We start from the raw sequence: 17,392 nt of genomic DNA, 5'->3' as shown, positions 1-17,392 counted from the left end.
GTGGTTCTGGCCGTAATAGACCTGCACCCCCCGCGCCGAGATCTTCGCCGTCGCGTTCTCCACGGCCGATGCCGCCGCCCGAATGTCGTCCATGACCTGCTCCGTGCCGCCAACAGGGGCGATCGCCCACCTTGCTCTAGACCGCCATGGTGAAGCATGTGCGACGGTTTTGTAACAAAAGAATGACACGCCAGCCCCCCCCCCTTGCAGCCGGCCAGGCGGCTGGGCACAGTCTGCCGAGCCTGACCGGAGCATGCCCGTGACCCCACCACCCTATCGCTGGCCCGACCCCGATCGCGACTATGCGAACGGGGCCTTCATCCCCGGTGCAGCCGCCTATCCGCAGCGTTGGGCCGAAGCCGCCGCAGCCTTCCGGCAGGCCATGGGACGGCGCGCCGAGCTGGATCTCGCCTACGGCCCCTCCCCGCGCGAAAGGCTGGACCTGTTCCTGCCCGATGGGCCGCCGAAGGGCGTGGTGATCTTCGTCCACGGCGGCTACTGGCACCTGTTCTCGAAATCGCACTGGTCGCATTTCGCCGCCGGCCCCCTCGCGCGCGGCTATGCGGTCGCAATGCCCGGCTACACTCTGGCACCCGCGGCCAGGATCGGCGAGATCACGGCCGAGATCGCCCGGGCCGCCTGGTTCGTCGGCACCCGAGTGCCCGGTCCGGTGGTGGTGACCGGACATTCCGCCGGTGGACATCTGGCCGCCCGGATGGGCTGCGCCGACATCCCGGTTCCGGTGGCCCGGGTGGTGCCGATCTCGCCCCTGTCCGAGCTGGGGCCTCTGCTGGCGACCGGGATGAACGCGACGCTGAAACTGGACGAGGCAGAGGTCGCCGCGGAAAGCCCGGCCCGGCAGCGTCTCCGCGACGGGGTCGGCGCGCATGTCTGGGTGGGTGCAGGCGAACGCCCGGCCTTCCTCTGGCAGGCCCGCGTCCTGGCCGAGGAATGGGGCTGCCCCTGGACCGTCGATCCCGGACGGCACCACTTCGACGTGATCGAGGGTCTCCGCGACCCCGACTCTCCGCTCTGCGCGGTGCTGATGGACGGGCTCTGACCGGGGCTGTCCACGCCGGACAGTCCCACCGCCCGCAAGGAGTCCAATGACTTGGCCGCGGACATTCACCGCCCGTTAACCGCGCCGTCACCCCCAGGACCGCTCGTCGTGCGACCCTGTCGCCTCCTCGCCGGGCGGACCTCAGCAAGGAGCGACGCAGTCGACGACGAGCGACCGGTCAGAGCATCGCCGCCTCGGCGCGCCGGGCCTCGGCCTCGCGTTCGGCCTCGATCCGCGCCTTGCGGCGGCGGTTGATCTCGTAGACCAGCGCCAGCACCAGGGTCACGCAGATCAACAGGAACGCGAGCGCGTTGATCGTAGGCGTGATCCCCGACCGCACCTTCGAGAACACGTAGACCGTAAGCGTATCCGCCCCGCCCCGGGTGAACTGGGTGACGTTGAAGTTCTCGATCGACTGGAAGAAGGCCACCGCCGCCCCGGCCCCGATCGCCGGGTAAAGGTGCGGCAGAAGGATCCGGCGCATCACCTGGGCGTGGCTCGCGCCGAGGTCCAAAGCCGCCTCCTCCAGCCCCGCGTCAAAGCTTTGCAGCCGCGCCAGGACCAGAAGCATCACCATGGCAGCGATGTAGCTGACCTGCCCCAGGACCGAGAGGTGCAGGCCCGGAATGAACGGCCAGGGCTTGCCGTCCGGTCCGAACAGCGCGCCGCCCAGCTTGGTCCACATGATCATGGTGGAAATGCCGATCACCACGCCTGGGATCAGGATGGTCGAGATCATCAGGCCATAAAGCACAGTGCGCACCCGGCCCGAGATCGAATTGATCAGGATCGCCGAGGCGGTGCCGATGATGACGGCGATCACCGCCACAGCCAGCGCGACCCAGAGCGTGTTGACAAAGGCCCACATCATGCGCTGGTCGTTGACCATCTCGGTGAACCAGACCGTCGTCCAGCCCTTCCACGGCACGATCGAGGGCAGCTTGCTGTCGTTGAACGCCGCCCCGGACATGACGACCAGCGGCGCCAGCAGGAAGAACAGGAACAGCACCATGTAGAGATGCGCGAGGTTCTGGCGGAGTCTGTGCATGGCGGCCCCCTACTTCGCGATGTCCGACAGCTTGACCCGGAACACCCACATCGCCAGCGTCACGAACAGGGTGCAGACGAGAAGCAGCAGGAAGGCATAGGCCGAGGCCGTGTTCCAGTCGAGCGCGTCCTTGAACCACTGGTCGATGGTCTGGGTGAACCATTGCGAGGTGGTGGAACCCAGGATCGAGGGCACCAGCAGCGAGCCGGCCGACAGCATGAACACCATGACCGAGCCCGAGGCGATGCCCGGCTTGGCATGGGGCAGCACGATACGCCAGTGGATCTTCCACCAGGGCGCGCCCAGATCCTCGGCCGCCTCGATCTGGTTCGAATCCAGCGACTGGATGGCGTTGTAGACCGGGAACAGCATGAACAGGACGTAGGTATAGACCAGACCGATCACCACGCCGGCATAGCCCATGTTGGTCCAGCGGATCGGGTCCTCGATCAGGCCGATGCCTTGCAGAAGCGCGTTGAGCGGCCCCTTGAAGGCAAGGATGATCCACCAGGCGAAGGCCCGCAGCACCTCGGACACCCAGAGCGGGATGAAAAGGAGCAGAAGCAGCGTCGGCAGCGACTTGGGGTTGACGATCTTGGCGAGGTAATAGGCCAGCGGATAGGCCATCAGGAAGCAGATCACCGTGACCAGCATCGAATAGAAGATGGTCAGCGAGAAGGTATAGACATGCACCGGAATGGTGAACACATGGCCGAGGAACGACTTTTCCACCTTGCCGTCGAACACCTTGAGGTAGTTGTTCAAGGAATAGGTGTCGCGCGGCCCGCCGATCTCGGTCACCGGCAGGTAGGGGCGGAAGCTCTGCTCGAACAGCGTGATGTTCGGCACGATGACCAGCATCAGAAGCCAGAAGGCCACCAGAAGCCCCATCATGAAGGTGAGGCCCGGCCCGTAACGGCGAAGAAGGTCCTGCATCGGATCAGCTCCTGACGTTCGCGTCGGGCAACAGCGCCGCGCGGGCCGGGTCGAAGCTCGCGTGCAGCCGCGTCCCCAGGTCCGGCACCGTGGCCAGCCCGTCGTTGCGGATCTCGGCCGAAAGGATCATGCCCTTCTCGGTCCGGGCATGGACCGAGATGAAGGCGCCCTCGAAGGCGACTTCCGTCACCGTGACCGGGATCGAGTTCTCTCCCGCCCGGTCGGACAGAAGCGTGTGCTCGGGCCGGACGTAAAGCTTGACCGCCTTGCCCTGCGCCTCGGGGGCGATGCGGGCGCGGAAGCTGCCCTCGGGCGTCTCGAAGGCGGCCATGCCATTGGACACCGCACCCACAGTGCCGGTAAAGATGTTGTTTTCGCCCACGAAACTGGCGACGAAGCCGTTCACGGGGTTGTTGTAGATGTCCTTGGGATCGGCGATCTGCTGGATGCGGCCCTGGCTCATCACGCCCACCCGGTCGGACATGGCGAGGGCCTCGCCCTGGTCGTGGGTGATGTAGATGAAAGTCACGCCCGTCCGCTTCTGGATCGCGCGCAGTTCCGCCCGCATGTGCTGGCGCAGCTTCAGGTCCAGCGCCGACAGGGGCTCGTCCAGCAGCATCACCTGCGGCTCGACCGCCAGCGCCCGGGCGATGGCCACGCGCTGCTTCTGCCCGCCCGACAGCTGGCTGACCATCTTGTCGGCCGCGCCGGGCAGATCGACCAGTTTCAGCAATTCCTCGGCCTTCCGGCGGCGGGTGGCCTTGTCTACGCCCCGCACCTCCAGCCCGAAGGCTATGTTCTCCCAGATCGGCATCAGCGGGAACAGCGCCAGGTTCTGGAAGATCAGCGCGGTCGGGCGCTGGTTCGGCCGGGTGCCCTTTACATCCTTGCCGCCGATGCGGATCGTGCCCTCGGTCGGCTCGATGAAGCCCGAGACCATGCGCAGGATCGTGGTCTTGCCGCAGCCCGAGGGGCCCAGGAACGAGAAGAACTCGCCGGGGCGGATGGACACGTTTGCATTATCCACGGCGCGGAAGGTGCCGAAATCGCAGCACACGTTTTCAAGATCGATACCGGCGCTCATGGCGCGTCTGTCTCCCTGAGGTCGTTTCTTGTTTTGGGGTGCAGGCTAGCAGGCCGGCAGGCCAGCGCAATGTGTATCGCCAGATCGCGGCAGAGTTTGCGTCCAGATTCCGTGCCAACGCCCATAAAAGTCACGCCGGGCCGCTGGGGCCCGGCGTGGATCGCGGCAGGACGGCGATCAGGCCGCCTTGTACTTGTCGGCGTATTCGGTCCGCTTGGCGATGAACTCGGCCGACTGTTCCGGCCACCACCACAGCTTGTTCAGGGCCTCGTCGTTGAAGGTGCCGTTGTAGTATTCCGACACCGCCGGGTCCATGAACTCGCCCGAGCCCTTGCCGACCGGGTTCGACGAGAAGGCGGTCGCCCAGAGCGCCGAGCCTTCAGGGGTCGAGGCCCATTTCGCGAATTCGTGCGCCTGCTCGATGTTCTTCGCGTTCTTCATCAGCACCAGGCCCTGGTGCCAGGCGAAGGCGCCTTCGACCGGGGCGATGTACTTGTAACCGTCATTGCGCAGGTTGAAGCCGGTAGAATCCCAGCACAGGCCGATGGTGGCGCCGTTGGCGGTAAAGCCGGCATTGGCCTCGTTCTCGCCCGACCACCACTGCACGACGTTGCCCTTGGCCTTGATCGCCTCGGCCAGCGCGATGTCCCACAGCTCGGTCATCGCGGCCATGTCGGTGTAGCCGTCCATCCACGGGCGCGGCAGCTTGCCCTGGGCGTCCAGCCAGCGGCCCATCGCGGCCAGCGTCGAATGCGGGCGCAGCACGGCCGAGTTCTCGGGGTTGAACAGGTCGCCCAGCGACGGCGGGTCGGACAGCTTGGCCTCGGCCTCGTTGACCACCAGCGCCTCGGTGCCCCAGTTCGAGGGGACGTAGAACAGCTTGCCATCGGCGCGGCTGCGCTCGCCCGCCGCACCGTCGGCCAGGCCCGGCAGGTAGTTGTCCATCGCCAGTTTCGATTCGTCCCACGGCTGCAGGAGGCCATTCGAATTCCAGCCGCCCCAGCGGTCGATCGTCGGCTCGATCACGTCGATGCCGCCGGCTTCCAGCGCGACCTTCGCCTCGGCGAACATCGTGTCCTGGTCGGGCAGTTCCTTGAAGTTGACCTTGATGCCGGTCGCGGCCTCGAAGGTCGGGAAGATCTTCTCCTGGAACAGCGGATAGCCGGCCCAGCCGGTGAAGTTCAGTTCGCCCGACGAGGCAAGCGCCCCCTTCGAGATGATGGCCGGCGCGGCAAGGACGCCGGCCCCCGCCGCCGTGCCCTGCAGGAAACGGCGGCGGCTGAAGGCAGAAGTGTCATGTTTCACGGTTGGTCTCCCAGTTGATATCCCAAAGGCGCGATCTGTCCCCGGATCTTTTCGTTCACGCGGGCGCGCTGACCCCCTCGTTGCAATACCCATGTAACAGCACCTTGTCAGCGACGGGCGGCGGCCCATGCCGCGAAAGCTTACTCCGCCTTCGGGTGGGGCTGTCAACGGCGCTCTGCGGTCGCTCGACCAGCGGTGAAAAATGGCGGGGCCGCTGCACGCTCCGGCACGGCCCGGCGGTCTGCCGGGCATTGCAGCGGCCGCTGGGGCGGTCCGCCCGGACGCTCCGCGGCCCCCCGGACGCCTTGCCGCACCCGCCGCCGCCACGGGACAAGAAAACCGTTGCCTTTCGGTTCCGAAATGTTTCGGATACCCACAAAAGGGGTTTGAACGAGAATGACTTGCCCATGGCAACGCTGAAGGACATTGCCCGCAGCCTCGACCTGTCGATCACCCAGGTCAGCCGGGCGCTGAACGACCATTCCGATGTCAGCGAGGAAACCCGTCTGCGCGTCAAGGCCACGGCGCGGGCGATGAACTACCACCCGAACGTCTCGGCCCGCAAACTGGTGTCGGGCCGGTCCGGTATCGTCGGGCTCGTGGTGCCGCAGCACCGCAACATCGGCCAGGACGGCATCTTCATGGAGGTGGTCGCGGGGTTGTCGTCCCAGTTCTCGGGCCGGGGGATGCAGTTCGTGCTGCATATCATGGCCGAACAGGAGCCGCCGCTTCCTGTCTATCAGAAGTTGATCGGCACCGCGCTTCTGGACGGCTTCGTGCTGATCGACCCGATGGACCGGGACCCGAGGATCGACTTCCTGCGCCGTGCCGGGATCGCCTTTGTCGTGCACGGCCGTAGCGGGGAAACGATCGACTATCCCTACTTCGACATTGAAAATGAACAGCTTGCCTACGATCTGACCGAACATCTGCTCGCGCGCGGGCATCGGCGGATCGCCTTCCTGAACGGGATCGCCGGGCGCAGCTATGTCAGCCGGCGCGAGGCGGGCTATCTGCGTGCCCTCCGCGCCGCCGGGGCGCCGCACATCCCCGAGCTGCACCTGAACGGCGACATGGACGAGGCCCACGGCCTGACCGGAACGATCCGCCTCTTCTCGGGCACCGCGCCGCGTCCGACGGCGATCGTCTGCGGCAACGTGCGACTTGCGCGCGGCGCCTACCAGGCCCTTGCCGCGCTTGGACTTTCGGTGCCGGGCGACGTCTCGGTCGTGGCGCATGACGACGAGTTGCCGACCCTGCGCGCCTCGGCCTTCTTCCCAGCGCTGACCGTGACCAGGGCACCGCTGCGCGACAGCTGGGAGCCGCTGGCCGATTGCCTGGCCGGGGCGATCGCGGGCAAGCCGCTGGCCGGACTGCAACGCCTAGGCCAGTACAGCTTCATCGAGCGGAATTCGGTCGCCCCGCCCGCCGCCGCCTGACCCGCATCGAATCGTTGACCGAAAGCGCTTTGGAGACTATCTTTTCCGAAACGTTTCGGGTTCGTCCGGGCGTTTTGCACCGAAGAAGGCACGCCACAGCGGCGGCCCCAGGGAGGAAAACCAATGACCATCATGAAAGGCCGCGCCCTGCGCGCGACCGCAACTGCAGCCATGCTTGCCGTGTTCGGCGCACCGGTCATGGCCGAAGAGCTGTTCTATGTTTCCGGCGCCGTCGGCAATGCGGTCGAGAACTTCAAGGCGCTGGTCAAGCCGTGGGAAGAAGCCACGGGCAACACCGTGACGCTGGTGCCGATGCCGGCCTCGACCACCGACCAGTTCGGCCAGTATCGCCTGTGGCTCGCCGCCGGCGCGACCGACATCGACCTCTACCAGACCGACGTGATCTGGGCGCCGCAGCTGGCCGATCACTTCGTAGACCTGACCGAGGCCGCCAAGGACCTGATCCCGCAGCACTTCCCCTCGATCATCGAATCGCAGACCGTGAACGGCAAGCTGGTCGCGCTGCCGATCTTCACCGACGCGCCAGCGCTCTACTACCGCACCGATCTTCTGGAAAAGCACGGCAAGACCCCGCCGAAGACCTGGGCGGAACTGGCCGAGACCGCCAAGTTCATCCAGGACGCCGAGCGCGCCGAGGGTGCGAAGGACCTCTGGGGCTTTGTCTGGCAGGGCAACGCCTATGAAGGCCTGACCTGCAACGCGCTGGAATGGATCAAGTCCTACGGCGGCGGCCAGATCGTCGAGCCCGACGGCACGATCAGCGTCAACAACGAAAACGCCGTGGCCGCGCTGGAAATGGCGAAGTCCTGGGTCGGCACGATTTCTCCCGATGGCGTCCTGGCCTATCAGGAAGAGGAAGCCCGTGGCGTCTGGCAGACCGGCAATGCCGTCTTCATGCGCAACTGGCCCTATGCCTATGGCCTTGGCAACGGCGACGACTCGGCGGTGAAGGGCAAGTTCGCCGTGACCACCCTGCCGGTCGGCAAGGAAGGCGACAGCTCGGCGGCGACGCTGGGCGGCTGGAACGTGGCCGTGTCCAAGTATTCGACCAAGCAGGAAGCGGCAATCTCGCTGGCCCTTTATCTGGCTGGCCCCGAGGCGCAGAAGCAGCGCGCCATCGCGGAATCGAACCTGCCGACGATCATCGCGCTGTATGACGATCCGGACATCGCCGCCGCGCAGCCGATCATCCCGCAGTGGAAGGACGTGTTCCTGAACGCCGTGCCGCGGCCCTCGGCGCCGACGCTGGGCAAATACAACGAGGTCTCGGCCAAGTTCTGGTCGGCCGTCCACAACACGCTTTCGGGCAAGGGCTCGGCGGCCGAGAACCTGGAACTGCTCGAGGTCGAGCTGACCGACATCAAGGGGTCGGGCTGGTAAGTCCTCCCGGACCTGACTGACCCCGACAGCGGGCGGCTTCTGGAACTGCGGGAGCCGCCCGTTTCTGCAAGACCGGGTCTCGAGGGGGGACCCGACAGGGGAGGGACATCATGGCTACGAATACAGGGGGGCTCAGCCTTACCCAACAACGCCAGCGCGCGGCCTTCTGGTTCATCGCGCCGATGCTGGCGGCACTGTTCTTCGTCGCGGCCTGGCCGCTGATCCGCACGATCTGGTTCTCGCTGACCAACACGGCGCTGTCGGACCTTTACGGCGGCGAATGGATCGGCTTCGACAACTACCTGTCGCTGCGCATCCTGGAATCGGGGCGCTGGATCTGGCGTGGGACGCTGGTCGATCCGGCCTGGTGGAACGCGGTCTGGAACACGGTGCGCTTCGCTTTCGTCTCGGTCTTCTTCGAGACCGTGCTGGGCCTGATCGTGGCGCTTGTCCTCAACGCCGAATTCAAGGGCCGCGGCATCGTCCGCGCCGCGATCCTGATCCCCTGGGCGATCCCGACCATCGTTTCGGCGAAGATGTGGGCCTGGATGCTGAACGACCAGTTCGGGATCATCAACGACATCATGCTGAACCTTGGCCTGATCGACCAGAAGATCGCCTGGACCGCCTCGACCGAGACGGCGATGTATGCCGTCCTCATGGTGGACATCTGGAAGACGACGCCCTTCATGGCGCTCCTGATCCTTGCAGGCCTCCAGATGGTCCCGCGCGACATCTACGAGGCGGCAAAGCTGGACGGCGTCAACCCGGTCAAGGTGTTCTTCAGGATCACCCTGCCGCTGATCCGCCCCGCGCTCGCCGTCGCGATCATCTTCCGCATGCTCGACGCGCTGCGCATCTTCGACCTGGTCTATGTGCTGACCCCCAACTCGGCCGCCACCAAGACCATGTCGGTCATCAGCCGCGAGAACATGATCGACTTCGACAAGTTCGCCTACGGCGCGGCGCAGTCCACGCTGCTCTTCGCCATCATCGCCGTCTTCGTCAGCCTCTACATCTGGCTGGGCAAGGTCGATTTTTCCGGGGAGGGTCAGAGATGAGCGGCCAGAAACTCCTGTCCACCATCGGCTTCTACGCGCTGGTCGTGGTGATCGTCGTCTTCTCGGTCTTCCCGTTCTACTACGCGATCGTGACCTCGTTCACGACCGGGACGGACCTCTTCAAGATCAACTACTGGCCCCGGGCCTTCTCCTGGGCCAACTACGAGACGGTGCTGGGCGGGCGGAACTTCGTCCGCTCGATCTGGAACTCGGTCTTCATCGCGACGACGACCGTGGTCTTCGCGCTGTTCCTGGCCGTCACCGCCTCCTACGCGCTTGCCCGGGTGCGGTTCCGGGGCCGGGGGCTTCTCCTGATGATGATCCTCGCCGTGTCCATGTTCCCGCAGATCGCGGTCCTTGCCGGCCTGTTCGAGCTTGTCCGCTTCCTCGGCATCTTCAACACGCCCTGGGCGATGATCCTGTCCTATGTGATCTTCACCCTGCCCTTCACGGTCTGGGTGCTGACCACCTTCATGCGCGACCTTCCCGTGGAAATCGAGGAAGCCGCCATCGTGGACGGCGCGACGCCCTGGATCATCATCACCAGGGTGTTCATGCCGCTGCTCTGGCCGGCTCTTGTCACCACGGGCCTCCTGGCCTTCATCGGCGCCTGGAACGAGTTCCTGTTCGCCCTCACCTTCACCAGTTCGGAAACCACCCGGACGGTGCCGGTGGCGATCGGCCTTCTTTCCGGCGCAAGCCAGCAGGAGATTCCCTGGGGCCCGATCATGGCGGCCTCGGTCATCGTGACCGTTCCGCTCATCATCCTCGTCCTCATTTTCCAACGCAAGATCGTCGCGGGTCTGACCGCGGGCGGCGTGAAGGGCTGACATCATGGCAAAGATCGAACTGAAGAACGTCACCAAGTCCTATGGCGCCGTGCAGGTCATCAAGGGCATCGACCTGACCATCGAGAAGGGCGAATTCATGGTCTTCGTCGGGCCTTCGGGTTGCGGCAAGTCCACGCTCCTGCGCCTGATCTCGGGGCTGGAGGAAATCACCACCGGCGACATGCTGTTCGACGGGGAACGGGTGAACAACCTGATCCCGTCCAAGCGCGGCATCGCCATGGTGTTCCAGAGCTACGCGCTCTATCCGCACATGAAGGTCTATGACAACATGGCCTTCGGGATGAAGCTGGACAAGACCAGCGACGCCGAGATCCGCAAGCGGGTGGAGAACGCCGCAAAGCTTCTCCAGATCGACCACCTGCTCGACCGCCTGCCCAAGCAACTCTCGGGCGGCCAGCGCCAGCGCGTCGCCATCGGCCGCGCCATCGTGCGCGACCCGCGGGTGTTCCTGTTCGACGAGCCGCTCTCGAACCTCGACGCGGCGCTGCGGGTGCAGACGCGGCTCGAGATCGCGAAACTCCACCACTCGATGTCGAACGTCACCATGATCTACGTGACCCACGACCAGGTCGAGGCGATGACGCTGGCCGACCGGATCGCGGTGCTGCGCGACGGACGGCTGGAACAGGCGGGCACGCCGGCGGAACTCTACGAGCATCCGAACTCGCTCTTCGTGGCGGGCTTCATCGGCAGCCCGAAGATGAACTTCCTGACCGGCAAGTTCGCCGAGGCCGAAGGCTGCACCACGCTCGGCGTCCGGTCGGAACATCTGGAGGTGGTGGACAACAGCCCCTGGACCGGCGAGGTCCTGCACGTGGAGGACCTGGGCTCGGACCATTTCCTCTTCGTGGAGATCGGCAGCGACGAACCCGTCATCGTCCGCCGCCCGGGCAAGGCGACGATCCCGGTCGGCACCCGCGTCTCGATCGCGCCGAAGCCCGGCCATCTCTACCGCTTCGACAAGGACGGCAAGCCCGTCCGCTGACCCCTGTCCCGCGCGCTCGGGGCCGACCCCGGGCGCGCATCATTTCCAAGGAGACTATCCATGACCATCCGCGTCACCGTGTGGGGCGAGAACGTCCACGAGCAGAAGAACAAGGTGGTGGCCGAGGTCTACCCCAAGACCATGCACGGCACGATCGCCGAGTTCCTGAACAAGGAGGACGGGATCACCGCGACCACGGTCACGCTGCAGGACCCCGAACACGGAATGACCGCCAGGAAACTCGCGGAAACCGATGTCCTGATCTGGTGGGGCCATGCCGCCCACGGCGAGGTCAAGGACGAGGTGGTGGAACGCGTGGCCGAGGCCGTCTGGTCCGGCATGGGCGTGATCTTCCTGCACTCCGCGCATTTCTCGAAACCCTTCAAGCGGCTGATGGGCGCGCCCTGCAACCTCTCGTGGCGCGAGGCCGGGGAACGGGAGCGTCTGTGGGTCACCTCGCGCCAGCACCCCATCGCCCGTGGGATCCCCGACCATTTCGAGATCGAATACGAGGAAATGTATGGCGAGCCCTTCGGCGTGCCGGAGCCGCTGGAAACCGTCTTCGTGTCGTGGTTCCAGGGCGGCGAGGTGTTCCGCTCGGGCCTGACCTACCGGCGCGGCGCGGGGAACATCTTCTACTTCCGCCCGGGGCACGAGACCTATCCGACCTACCACCAGCCGATGGTGCAGAAGGTCATCGCGAACGGCGTCCGCTGGGCCTTCAACCCCGAGGCACGGCTGACCAAACCCACCGATGCCCCGAACCGGCCGATCGGCAAGACGCTGGAGCCCTTGGAGGAACGCGGGCCCCGCCTGCACCACGACGGCGAGGCGGGGTTCCGCTGATGCAGCCCGTCCGCCTCCTGATCCTCGGCACCGGCGGCATGGCGAAGAACCATGCCGAACATTTCGCCGCCATCCCCGGCGTAACGCTCGTCGCCGGGATCGACACCCGGCCCGAACAGCTCGCCGCCTTCCGTGCCGCCCATGACATCCCGCATGGCTTTGCCTCGGTGGACGAGGCCCTTGCCTGGGGCGAGTTCGACGCGGTGACGAACGTCACACCCGACGCCGCCCATTACGCGACCACCCTGCCCTTGCTGGCGGCGGGCAAGCATGTGCTGTGCGAAAAGCCGCTGGCCACCAATGCCGCCCATGCACAGGAAATGGCGGCGGCGGCGGCCAGGGCGGGCGTCGTCAACATGGTGAACCTCACCTACCGCAACGTCCCCGCCCTGCAGAAGGCTGCGGCCATGGTGCGCGAGGGCGCCATCGGCGACATCCGGCATTTCGAGGCGTCGTATCTGCAAAGCTGGCTCACCCAGCCCGCCTGGGGCCACTGGGACCGCGAGCCGCAATGGCTCTGGCGGCTGTCCACAAAGCATGGATCGAAGGGGGTGCTGGGCGATGTCGGCATCCACATCCTCGACTTTGCGACCTTCATCGCCGGGATGGAGGCGACGCAGGTCTCCTGCCTCCTCCAGACCTTCGACAAAGCGCCGGGCGGGCGGATCGGCGATTATGTGCTGGACGCCAACGACAGCGCGACGATGCAGGTCCGGCTGGCCAATGGCGCGCTCGGCACCGTTGCGGCGACGCGCTTTGCCACCGGGCATCTCAACGACCTGCGGCTTCGGCTCTACGGGCTGAAGGGCGGGCTGGAGGTGCGCTTCGAGAAGGGAATCAGCGCGCTGCGCGCCTGTCTGGGCGAGGAGGACATCCGCGAGGGCCGCTGGCACGACGTGGACTGCCCGCCCGTGCCGACCGTCTATCAGCGCTTCATCGCAGCGATCCGCGGCGAGGGCCCCGCCGAGCCCGATTTCGCCCGCGGCGCCGCATTGCAGGTGCTGCTCGACAAGGCCGAGGCCTCGGCAGGCCAGGACGGGAAACTGCTCGCGGTCTGACCCTGCCGGCGACGGGAACCGAAAGGCGCCCCGACCCGCGCAGGCTTCACCCGATCAGCGCCTTGACCCTTGCGGTGAAATCCTCGCCGCGCTTCTCGAAGTTCGGATACTGGTCGAAACTCGCCGCCGCCGGGGCAAGGAGCACGACCTCCCCGGCCTGCGCCTCTTCGGCCGCGCGGGCCACGGCACGCTCCATCGTCTCGCAGATCTCGTGCGGGGTCTGCCCGATCTGCAAGGCGAAGTCGCGGGCGGAATGGCCGATGAGATAGGCCTTCACCACCGATCCCAGATGCGGCGCCAGCGCGGCGATGCCGCCCTCCTTGCCCAGCCCCCCGGCGATCCAGCGGATCCTCGGGAAGGCCTGCAGTGCCTTGGCGGCACTGTCCACGTTCGTGGCCTTCGAGTCGTTCACGAACCGGACACCCGCCTTCTCGCCGACCAGCTGGCTGCGGTGCGGCAGGCCCGCGAAGGAGTGCAACGCCCCCTCGATCAGCTTCGGCGCGATCCCGAGCGAGCGGCAGGCCGCATAGGCCGCGCAGGCGTTCTGGTGGTTGTGCGCCCCCGGCAGCCCCTTCACCTCGCGCAGGTCGATCGCGGCCACCTGCCGCCCCTTGCGCCATTCCGCCAGGAACCCCTTGCGCGCGAAGACCGACCAGCCGAAGCCTTCCAGCTTCTGCCCCGACGAAACCCGGATCACCCGGTCGTCCCCCGGCCCCTGCGCCAGTGCGCCGGCAAGATAGCGCCCCTCGACCTCGTCCACGCCCACCACGGCCCGGTCCGGCCCACCCATCGTGAAGAGCCGCGCCTTCGCCGCGAAATAGCCGCCCATCCCGCCGTGCCGGTCCAGGTGGTCGGGCGAGAGGTTGGTGAAGACCGCCACATCGGGCGTCAGCGCCCGGGCAAGTTCGGTCTGGTAGGAGGACAGTTCCAGCACCACCACCTCGCCGTCGCCGGGCGGGTCGATCGACAGCACGCCCTTTCCGATGTTCCCCGCCATCTGCGTGGGCCGGCCGGCCTCGGCCAGGATGTGATGGATCAGGGCGGTCGTCGTCGATTTCCCGTTCGACCCCGTCACCGCCACGATCTTCGGCGGGGTCTCCATCCCCTCCCAGTCCGCAGCCGCCGCGCTCTGGAAGAAGAGGCCGATGTCGTTGTCCACCGGCACCCCCAATTCCAGCGCACGGGCGATGATCGGGTTCGGCGCCGGGTAGAGATGCGGGATGCCCGGCGAGGTCACCAGGCAGGCCACGCCGTCCAGCGCGGCGTTCCGCGTCAGGTCGGTCAGGGTGAAGCCCTCGGCCTCGGCCCTTGCCCGCGCCTCGGGGCTGTCGTCCCAGAGAAGCGGCTCGGCCCCTCCCGCCCGCAGTGCCGCGGCGGTCGCAAGGCCCGACCGGCCCAGACCCAGCACCGCAACCTTCTGTCCCTTGTAGCCCTTTACCGGGATCATGTTCTTCCCCTGTCCTGCCCTGACAGGGATAGGTCAGCGCCGGCGCAAGGGAAAGGGGGCACGTCTCGGCATCCGGCGGGAGAGGCGCTTGCGTCAGGTGCGGGGCGCAAGGCCCGGCAGTGCCGCCTGGCCGGCCTCCCACAGCGCCTCGACCCCGGGCCGGTGGAGGGAGTCCGGCCGCGCGGACCGGATCAGCGCGCGGAAGTTCCGCACCACCTTCTGCGTCGCCGGGTGCAGGTCGCCCAGGCGGTCGCGGAAAATCGCCAGCGCGGCGGCATAGAGCACCTCGGCCTCTTCGGCCCGGCCCTGGGCCTCGACCACGCCGGCCAGGTTGTTCAGTGCCACGCCATAGTCACGATGCGCCTCGCCGATCGTGGCCCGGTCCACCTCCAGCGCCAGGCGGAACAGCGTTTCCGCCTCGGGCAGGCGCCGTGTCGCGCGCACCACCTCGGCCAGGGCGCAGATCCGGCCGGCGAAGTCGGGATGCGTCCGGCCCGAAAGATCCTGGTCCAGCTGCAGGGCCTGACGGTGCAGCCGCTCGGCCTCGTCCAGCCGACCCTCCCGTTCCGCCAGGTGCGCCAGCCCCGAAAGGCTGTCGATGACGATGCGCCGCCCGCCGCCCGGCAGGCGTTGCGCCAGGTCCAGCGCCTTGCGGTGCAGGGGTTCGGCCTCGGCGCCCCGGTCCTGCGCCAAGAGCAGGCCCGCCAGCGCGTTCAGCCGGCCGCAATAGTCGGGATGGACCTCGCCCACGGCGGCGCGGGTCGCCTCCAGCGCCTTGCGCAGCGCGGCTTCGGCCTCGGGCAGGCGGTCCTGGGCGTCCAGCACGCGGGCGAGCTGCGCCAGATGCCGGGCGTGGTCGGCGGCAGAGAGGCCCTCGGCCCCGCGCCCGGCGACCACCGCCTTGCGCAGGAAACCTTCGGCCTCGGCCAGCCGGTCCTGCGCCTCCAGCGTCAGGGCGTGTTCGGCCATAGCCAGTGCCCGGTCCGGGGCGCTGCCCGTGGTCTCGGCCAGGACCATGAGCCCCTTGCCAAAGCGGAAGGCGGCGGTCAGGTCCCCGGTCCGGCAGGCAAGCTCCCGCGCCTTCCGCAGGCTGCGCAGGTCGGGGTCAAGCCGCGCGGCCAGAGCGAACCGGGCGGCGGCTGCGGTCGGATCGCCCGCCGCCTCGGCAATCAGCCCGCGGGCGAAGGCGATCCGGGCAAGAACATCGGCTGGCCCGGTGTTCAGTGCCGCAAGCTCGGCCAGGACGCGGTCCGCCCGAGCCGGATCCCCCTCCGCCAGCGCCGCGCGGGCCTCGGCCAACCGGCCCAGCCCCACCACGCCGGCGGTGGCCACCCCGGCCAGGACCCCGTCGATCTCGACCAGGTGGTCGGCCTGCCCGTCATCCTCCCAGGCCAGGCCCGCCATCCGGTCCAGCACCTCGTCCAGCGCGGCATGGGCGCTGGCCAGCTTTTGGCGCAACCCCTCGGCCTCGGTCGCATCAGCCTCGCGCAGGTCCAGGAACAGCGCCTCGCAGTCGGCCCTGAGCGCGTCGGCGCGGGCCGCCAGTGCCGCCGCCAGCACCGCCGGGTCGTGCATCCTGAGAGCTTCCGGTCCCTTTGGCTGCACCACGTCCCACCTGCAAGTCACGCGCCGTCTTCGGGTGACGGCCGCCCCCGGTGTAGGCGAGCGGCCGGCCCCGGGCAAGAACCGGGCAGGCCCGGCCCGGAGCGATCCCGGCAGGTGACGGCGCGGCGCAACACTTTGCGCGACGTGGCGCCGGGCGCGCCCCGAGCCCTAGCGATCACCTGTCCCGGCCACCAGGGACTCGGCCTCGGCCTTCATCGGGCGATAGCGGAAGCGCGCCGCGACGATGCCGTGGTCGTTCGTCCCGCTTTGCTTGTGGTCGTCCCAGTTGAGGTGGTCGTTCATCACCACCATGCCGTCGAACATCCAGATCCGCTTGCGGCTGTTGTCGTAGAACTCCTGGCTGACGAGGATGTGGTCCAGGCTCTCCATCATGTCCTGGTGGATGTGGGTGTAATAGACATCCCGGGTGTTGCGGTATTCCTGCAGGGTCTGCGCGGTGTAAAGCGCCGCATCGCCGCCGCCGACGCTGTCGCCCACCAGATAGCGCGGCTGTTCGGTCAGGATGTTCGCCGTGTTAGACATCTGGCCGTCGTTGATGTCGCCCAGCACGATCACCGGCGCATCGTTGCCGCGCATCAGCCCGGTCAGGAGGAAGCGCAGCGCCGAGGCCTCGGCCGTGCGCCGGATGGTGGACAGCGCCGCGCCGAGGTTGGCCTGGTGGGGCTTGTAGCCTTCGCGGTCGGCGTTGAACCAGCGTTCGCGGAACACCTTGGTCGGGGCCTTGGACTTGAAATGGCAGACGAAGACATGCACCGAGGCCAGCCCGTCGCGCGGGCGGATGGTGAAATGCAGCACCGGACGGGAAAAGCTGCGCAGCTTGACGCTGATCGCCGGGGTCTGCGGATCGTCGCCCCGGCTTTCCAGGACGAAGGCCTCGGGGAAGTCGGTGATCCATTCCGGCGTGCCGACCAGCAGCCCCTTCGCGACCATCGCCGCACAGACGATCTTCGTGCCGTCCGCATCGGGCGGGATCAGCAGGTCGTAGTCCGCCGTCAGCCCGGCCGCGGCCACCGCGCGCTCCAGCGAGGCGCGGTGCCAGAGTTCCTGGAACCCCGTCACATGTGGCCGCAGGCGGGACAGGACGCGGCCCGTCCAGTCGATCTTCAGGTCATAGACCGCCTGCGACCAGGCGTCGTCGTCACGGTAAAGGGGCAGGCCCGGTTCGTTCAGGTTCAGAAGGTTGAAGGTGGCAATGTCCAGCGTGCGAAGCTTCATGGCAAAGTCCTTCCGGTTTCAATGCCGCAA

The 17,392-nt window shown here is 67.2% G+C and carries 15 protein-coding genes; 8 read left to right on the top strand and 7 right to left on the bottom strand.

The features are described 5' to 3' along the window. The first annotated feature begins 259 nt into the window (after positions 1 to 259). Positions 260 to 1,060, top strand: a complete 801-nt coding sequence (locus FL625_RS11790; protein ID WP_235019392.1) for a hormone-sensitive lipase — start codon at positions 260 to 262, stop codon at positions 1,058 to 1,060. 178 nt (positions 1,061 to 1,238) lie between these two features. On the opposite strand, the gene FL625_RS11785 is transcribed toward FL625_RS11790, so the two are convergent. From FL625_RS11785 to FL625_RS11770, 4 genes are all read right to left on the bottom strand, one after another. Continuing rightward, on the bottom strand, positions 1,239 to 2,108 hold the full coding sequence (locus FL625_RS11785) for an ABC transporter permease (protein WP_149588875.1): 870 nt from the start codon (positions 2,106 to 2,108) through the stop codon (positions 1,239 to 1,241). Between the two features lie 9 nt (positions 2,109 to 2,117). After that, on the bottom strand, positions 2,118 to 3,044 hold the full coding sequence (locus FL625_RS11780; protein WP_149588874.1) for an ABC transporter permease: 927 nt from the start codon (positions 3,042 to 3,044) through the stop codon (positions 2,118 to 2,120). Positions 3,045 to 3,048: 4 nt separating this feature from the next. Further along, positions 3,049 to 4,128: an ABC transporter ATP-binding protein gene (locus FL625_RS11775; protein WP_149588873.1), complete on the bottom strand. Its 1,080-nt coding sequence runs from the start codon at positions 4,126 to 4,128 to the stop codon at positions 3,049 to 3,051. 177 nt (positions 4,129 to 4,305) lie between these two features. After that, entirely contained in the window at positions 4,306 to 5,433 is a 1,128-nt protein-coding gene (locus FL625_RS11770; RefSeq protein WP_160147774.1) for an extracellular solute-binding protein, read from the bottom strand. Between the two features lie 407 nt (positions 5,434 to 5,840). Between FL625_RS11770 and FL625_RS11765 the strand changes: the two genes are divergently transcribed. The 7 genes from FL625_RS11765 (at position 5,841) to FL625_RS11735 (ending at position 13,074) form a co-directional block, all read left to right on the top strand. After that, complete coding sequence (locus tag FL625_RS11765; protein ID WP_149588871.1) at positions 5,841 to 6,872, top strand: substrate-binding domain-containing protein; 1,032 nt, start codon at positions 5,841 to 5,843, stop codon at positions 6,870 to 6,872. A gap of 123 nt (positions 6,873 to 6,995) precedes the next feature. Next, on the top strand, positions 6,996 to 8,273 hold the full coding sequence (locus tag FL625_RS11760) for an ABC transporter substrate-binding protein (RefSeq protein ID WP_200833940.1): 1,278 nt from the start codon (positions 6,996 to 6,998) through the stop codon (positions 8,271 to 8,273). Positions 8,274 to 8,383: 110 nt separating this feature from the next. Then, on the top strand, positions 8,384 to 9,334 hold the full coding sequence (locus tag FL625_RS11755; protein ID WP_149588870.1) for a carbohydrate ABC transporter permease: 951 nt from the start codon (positions 8,384 to 8,386) through the stop codon (positions 9,332 to 9,334). Beyond that, positions 9,331 to 10,164, top strand: coding sequence for a carbohydrate ABC transporter permease (locus FL625_RS11750; protein ID WP_149588869.1), 834 nt, complete (start codon positions 9,331 to 9,333; stop codon positions 10,162 to 10,164). Before FL625_RS11755 ends, FL625_RS11750 begins: the two co-directional genes overlap by 4 nt. Before the next feature lie 4 nt (positions 10,165 to 10,168). Continuing rightward, positions 10,169 to 11,170, top strand: coding sequence for an ABC transporter ATP-binding protein (locus FL625_RS11745; RefSeq protein ID WP_149588868.1), 1,002 nt, complete (start codon positions 10,169 to 10,171; stop codon positions 11,168 to 11,170). Positions 11,171 to 11,230: 60 nt separating this feature from the next. Next, on the top strand, positions 11,231 to 12,016 hold the full coding sequence (locus tag FL625_RS11740) for a ThuA domain-containing protein (protein WP_149588867.1): 786 nt from the start codon (positions 11,231 to 11,233) through the stop codon (positions 12,014 to 12,016). Next, the gene (locus FL625_RS11735; protein ID WP_149588866.1) at positions 12,016 to 13,074 is read left to right on the top strand and encodes a Gfo/Idh/MocA family protein; all 1,059 of its coding nucleotides are present in this window, start codon (positions 12,016 to 12,018) and stop codon (positions 13,072 to 13,074) included. The genes FL625_RS11740 and FL625_RS11735 overlap by 1 nt, the downstream gene beginning before the upstream one ends. A gap of 46 nt (positions 13,075 to 13,120) precedes the next feature. Here the strand turns inward: FL625_RS11735 and murD are convergent, their stop codons facing one another. The 3 genes from murD to FL625_RS11720 all read right to left on the bottom strand — a co-directional run bounded on the left by murD (position 13,121) and on the right by FL625_RS11720 (position 17,362). Then, positions 13,121 to 14,521: a UDP-N-acetylmuramoyl-L-alanine--D-glutamate ligase gene (gene murD, locus FL625_RS11730; RefSeq protein ID WP_149588865.1), complete on the bottom strand. Its 1,401-nt coding sequence runs from the start codon at positions 14,519 to 14,521 to the stop codon at positions 13,121 to 13,123. A 93-nt stretch (positions 14,522 to 14,614) separates the two neighbouring features. Continuing rightward, positions 14,615 to 16,096, bottom strand: coding sequence for a tetratricopeptide repeat protein (locus tag FL625_RS11725; protein ID WP_149588864.1), 1,482 nt, complete (start codon positions 16,094 to 16,096; stop codon positions 14,615 to 14,617). Between the two features lie 198 nt (positions 16,097 to 16,294). After that, complete coding sequence (locus FL625_RS11720; protein WP_149588863.1) at positions 16,295 to 17,362, bottom strand: endonuclease/exonuclease/phosphatase family protein; 1,068 nt, start codon at positions 17,360 to 17,362, stop codon at positions 16,295 to 16,297. Positions 17,363 to 17,392: the final 30 nt, after the last annotated feature.

It is taken from the genome of Tabrizicola flagellatus, assembly GCF_008271465.1.
In the GTDB taxonomy this organism is placed as follows: Bacteria; Pseudomonadota; Alphaproteobacteria; order Rhodobacterales; family Rhodobacteraceae; genus Tabrizicola; species Tabrizicola flagellata.
This window is presented reverse-complemented; position numbering and strand designations above follow the sequence as displayed.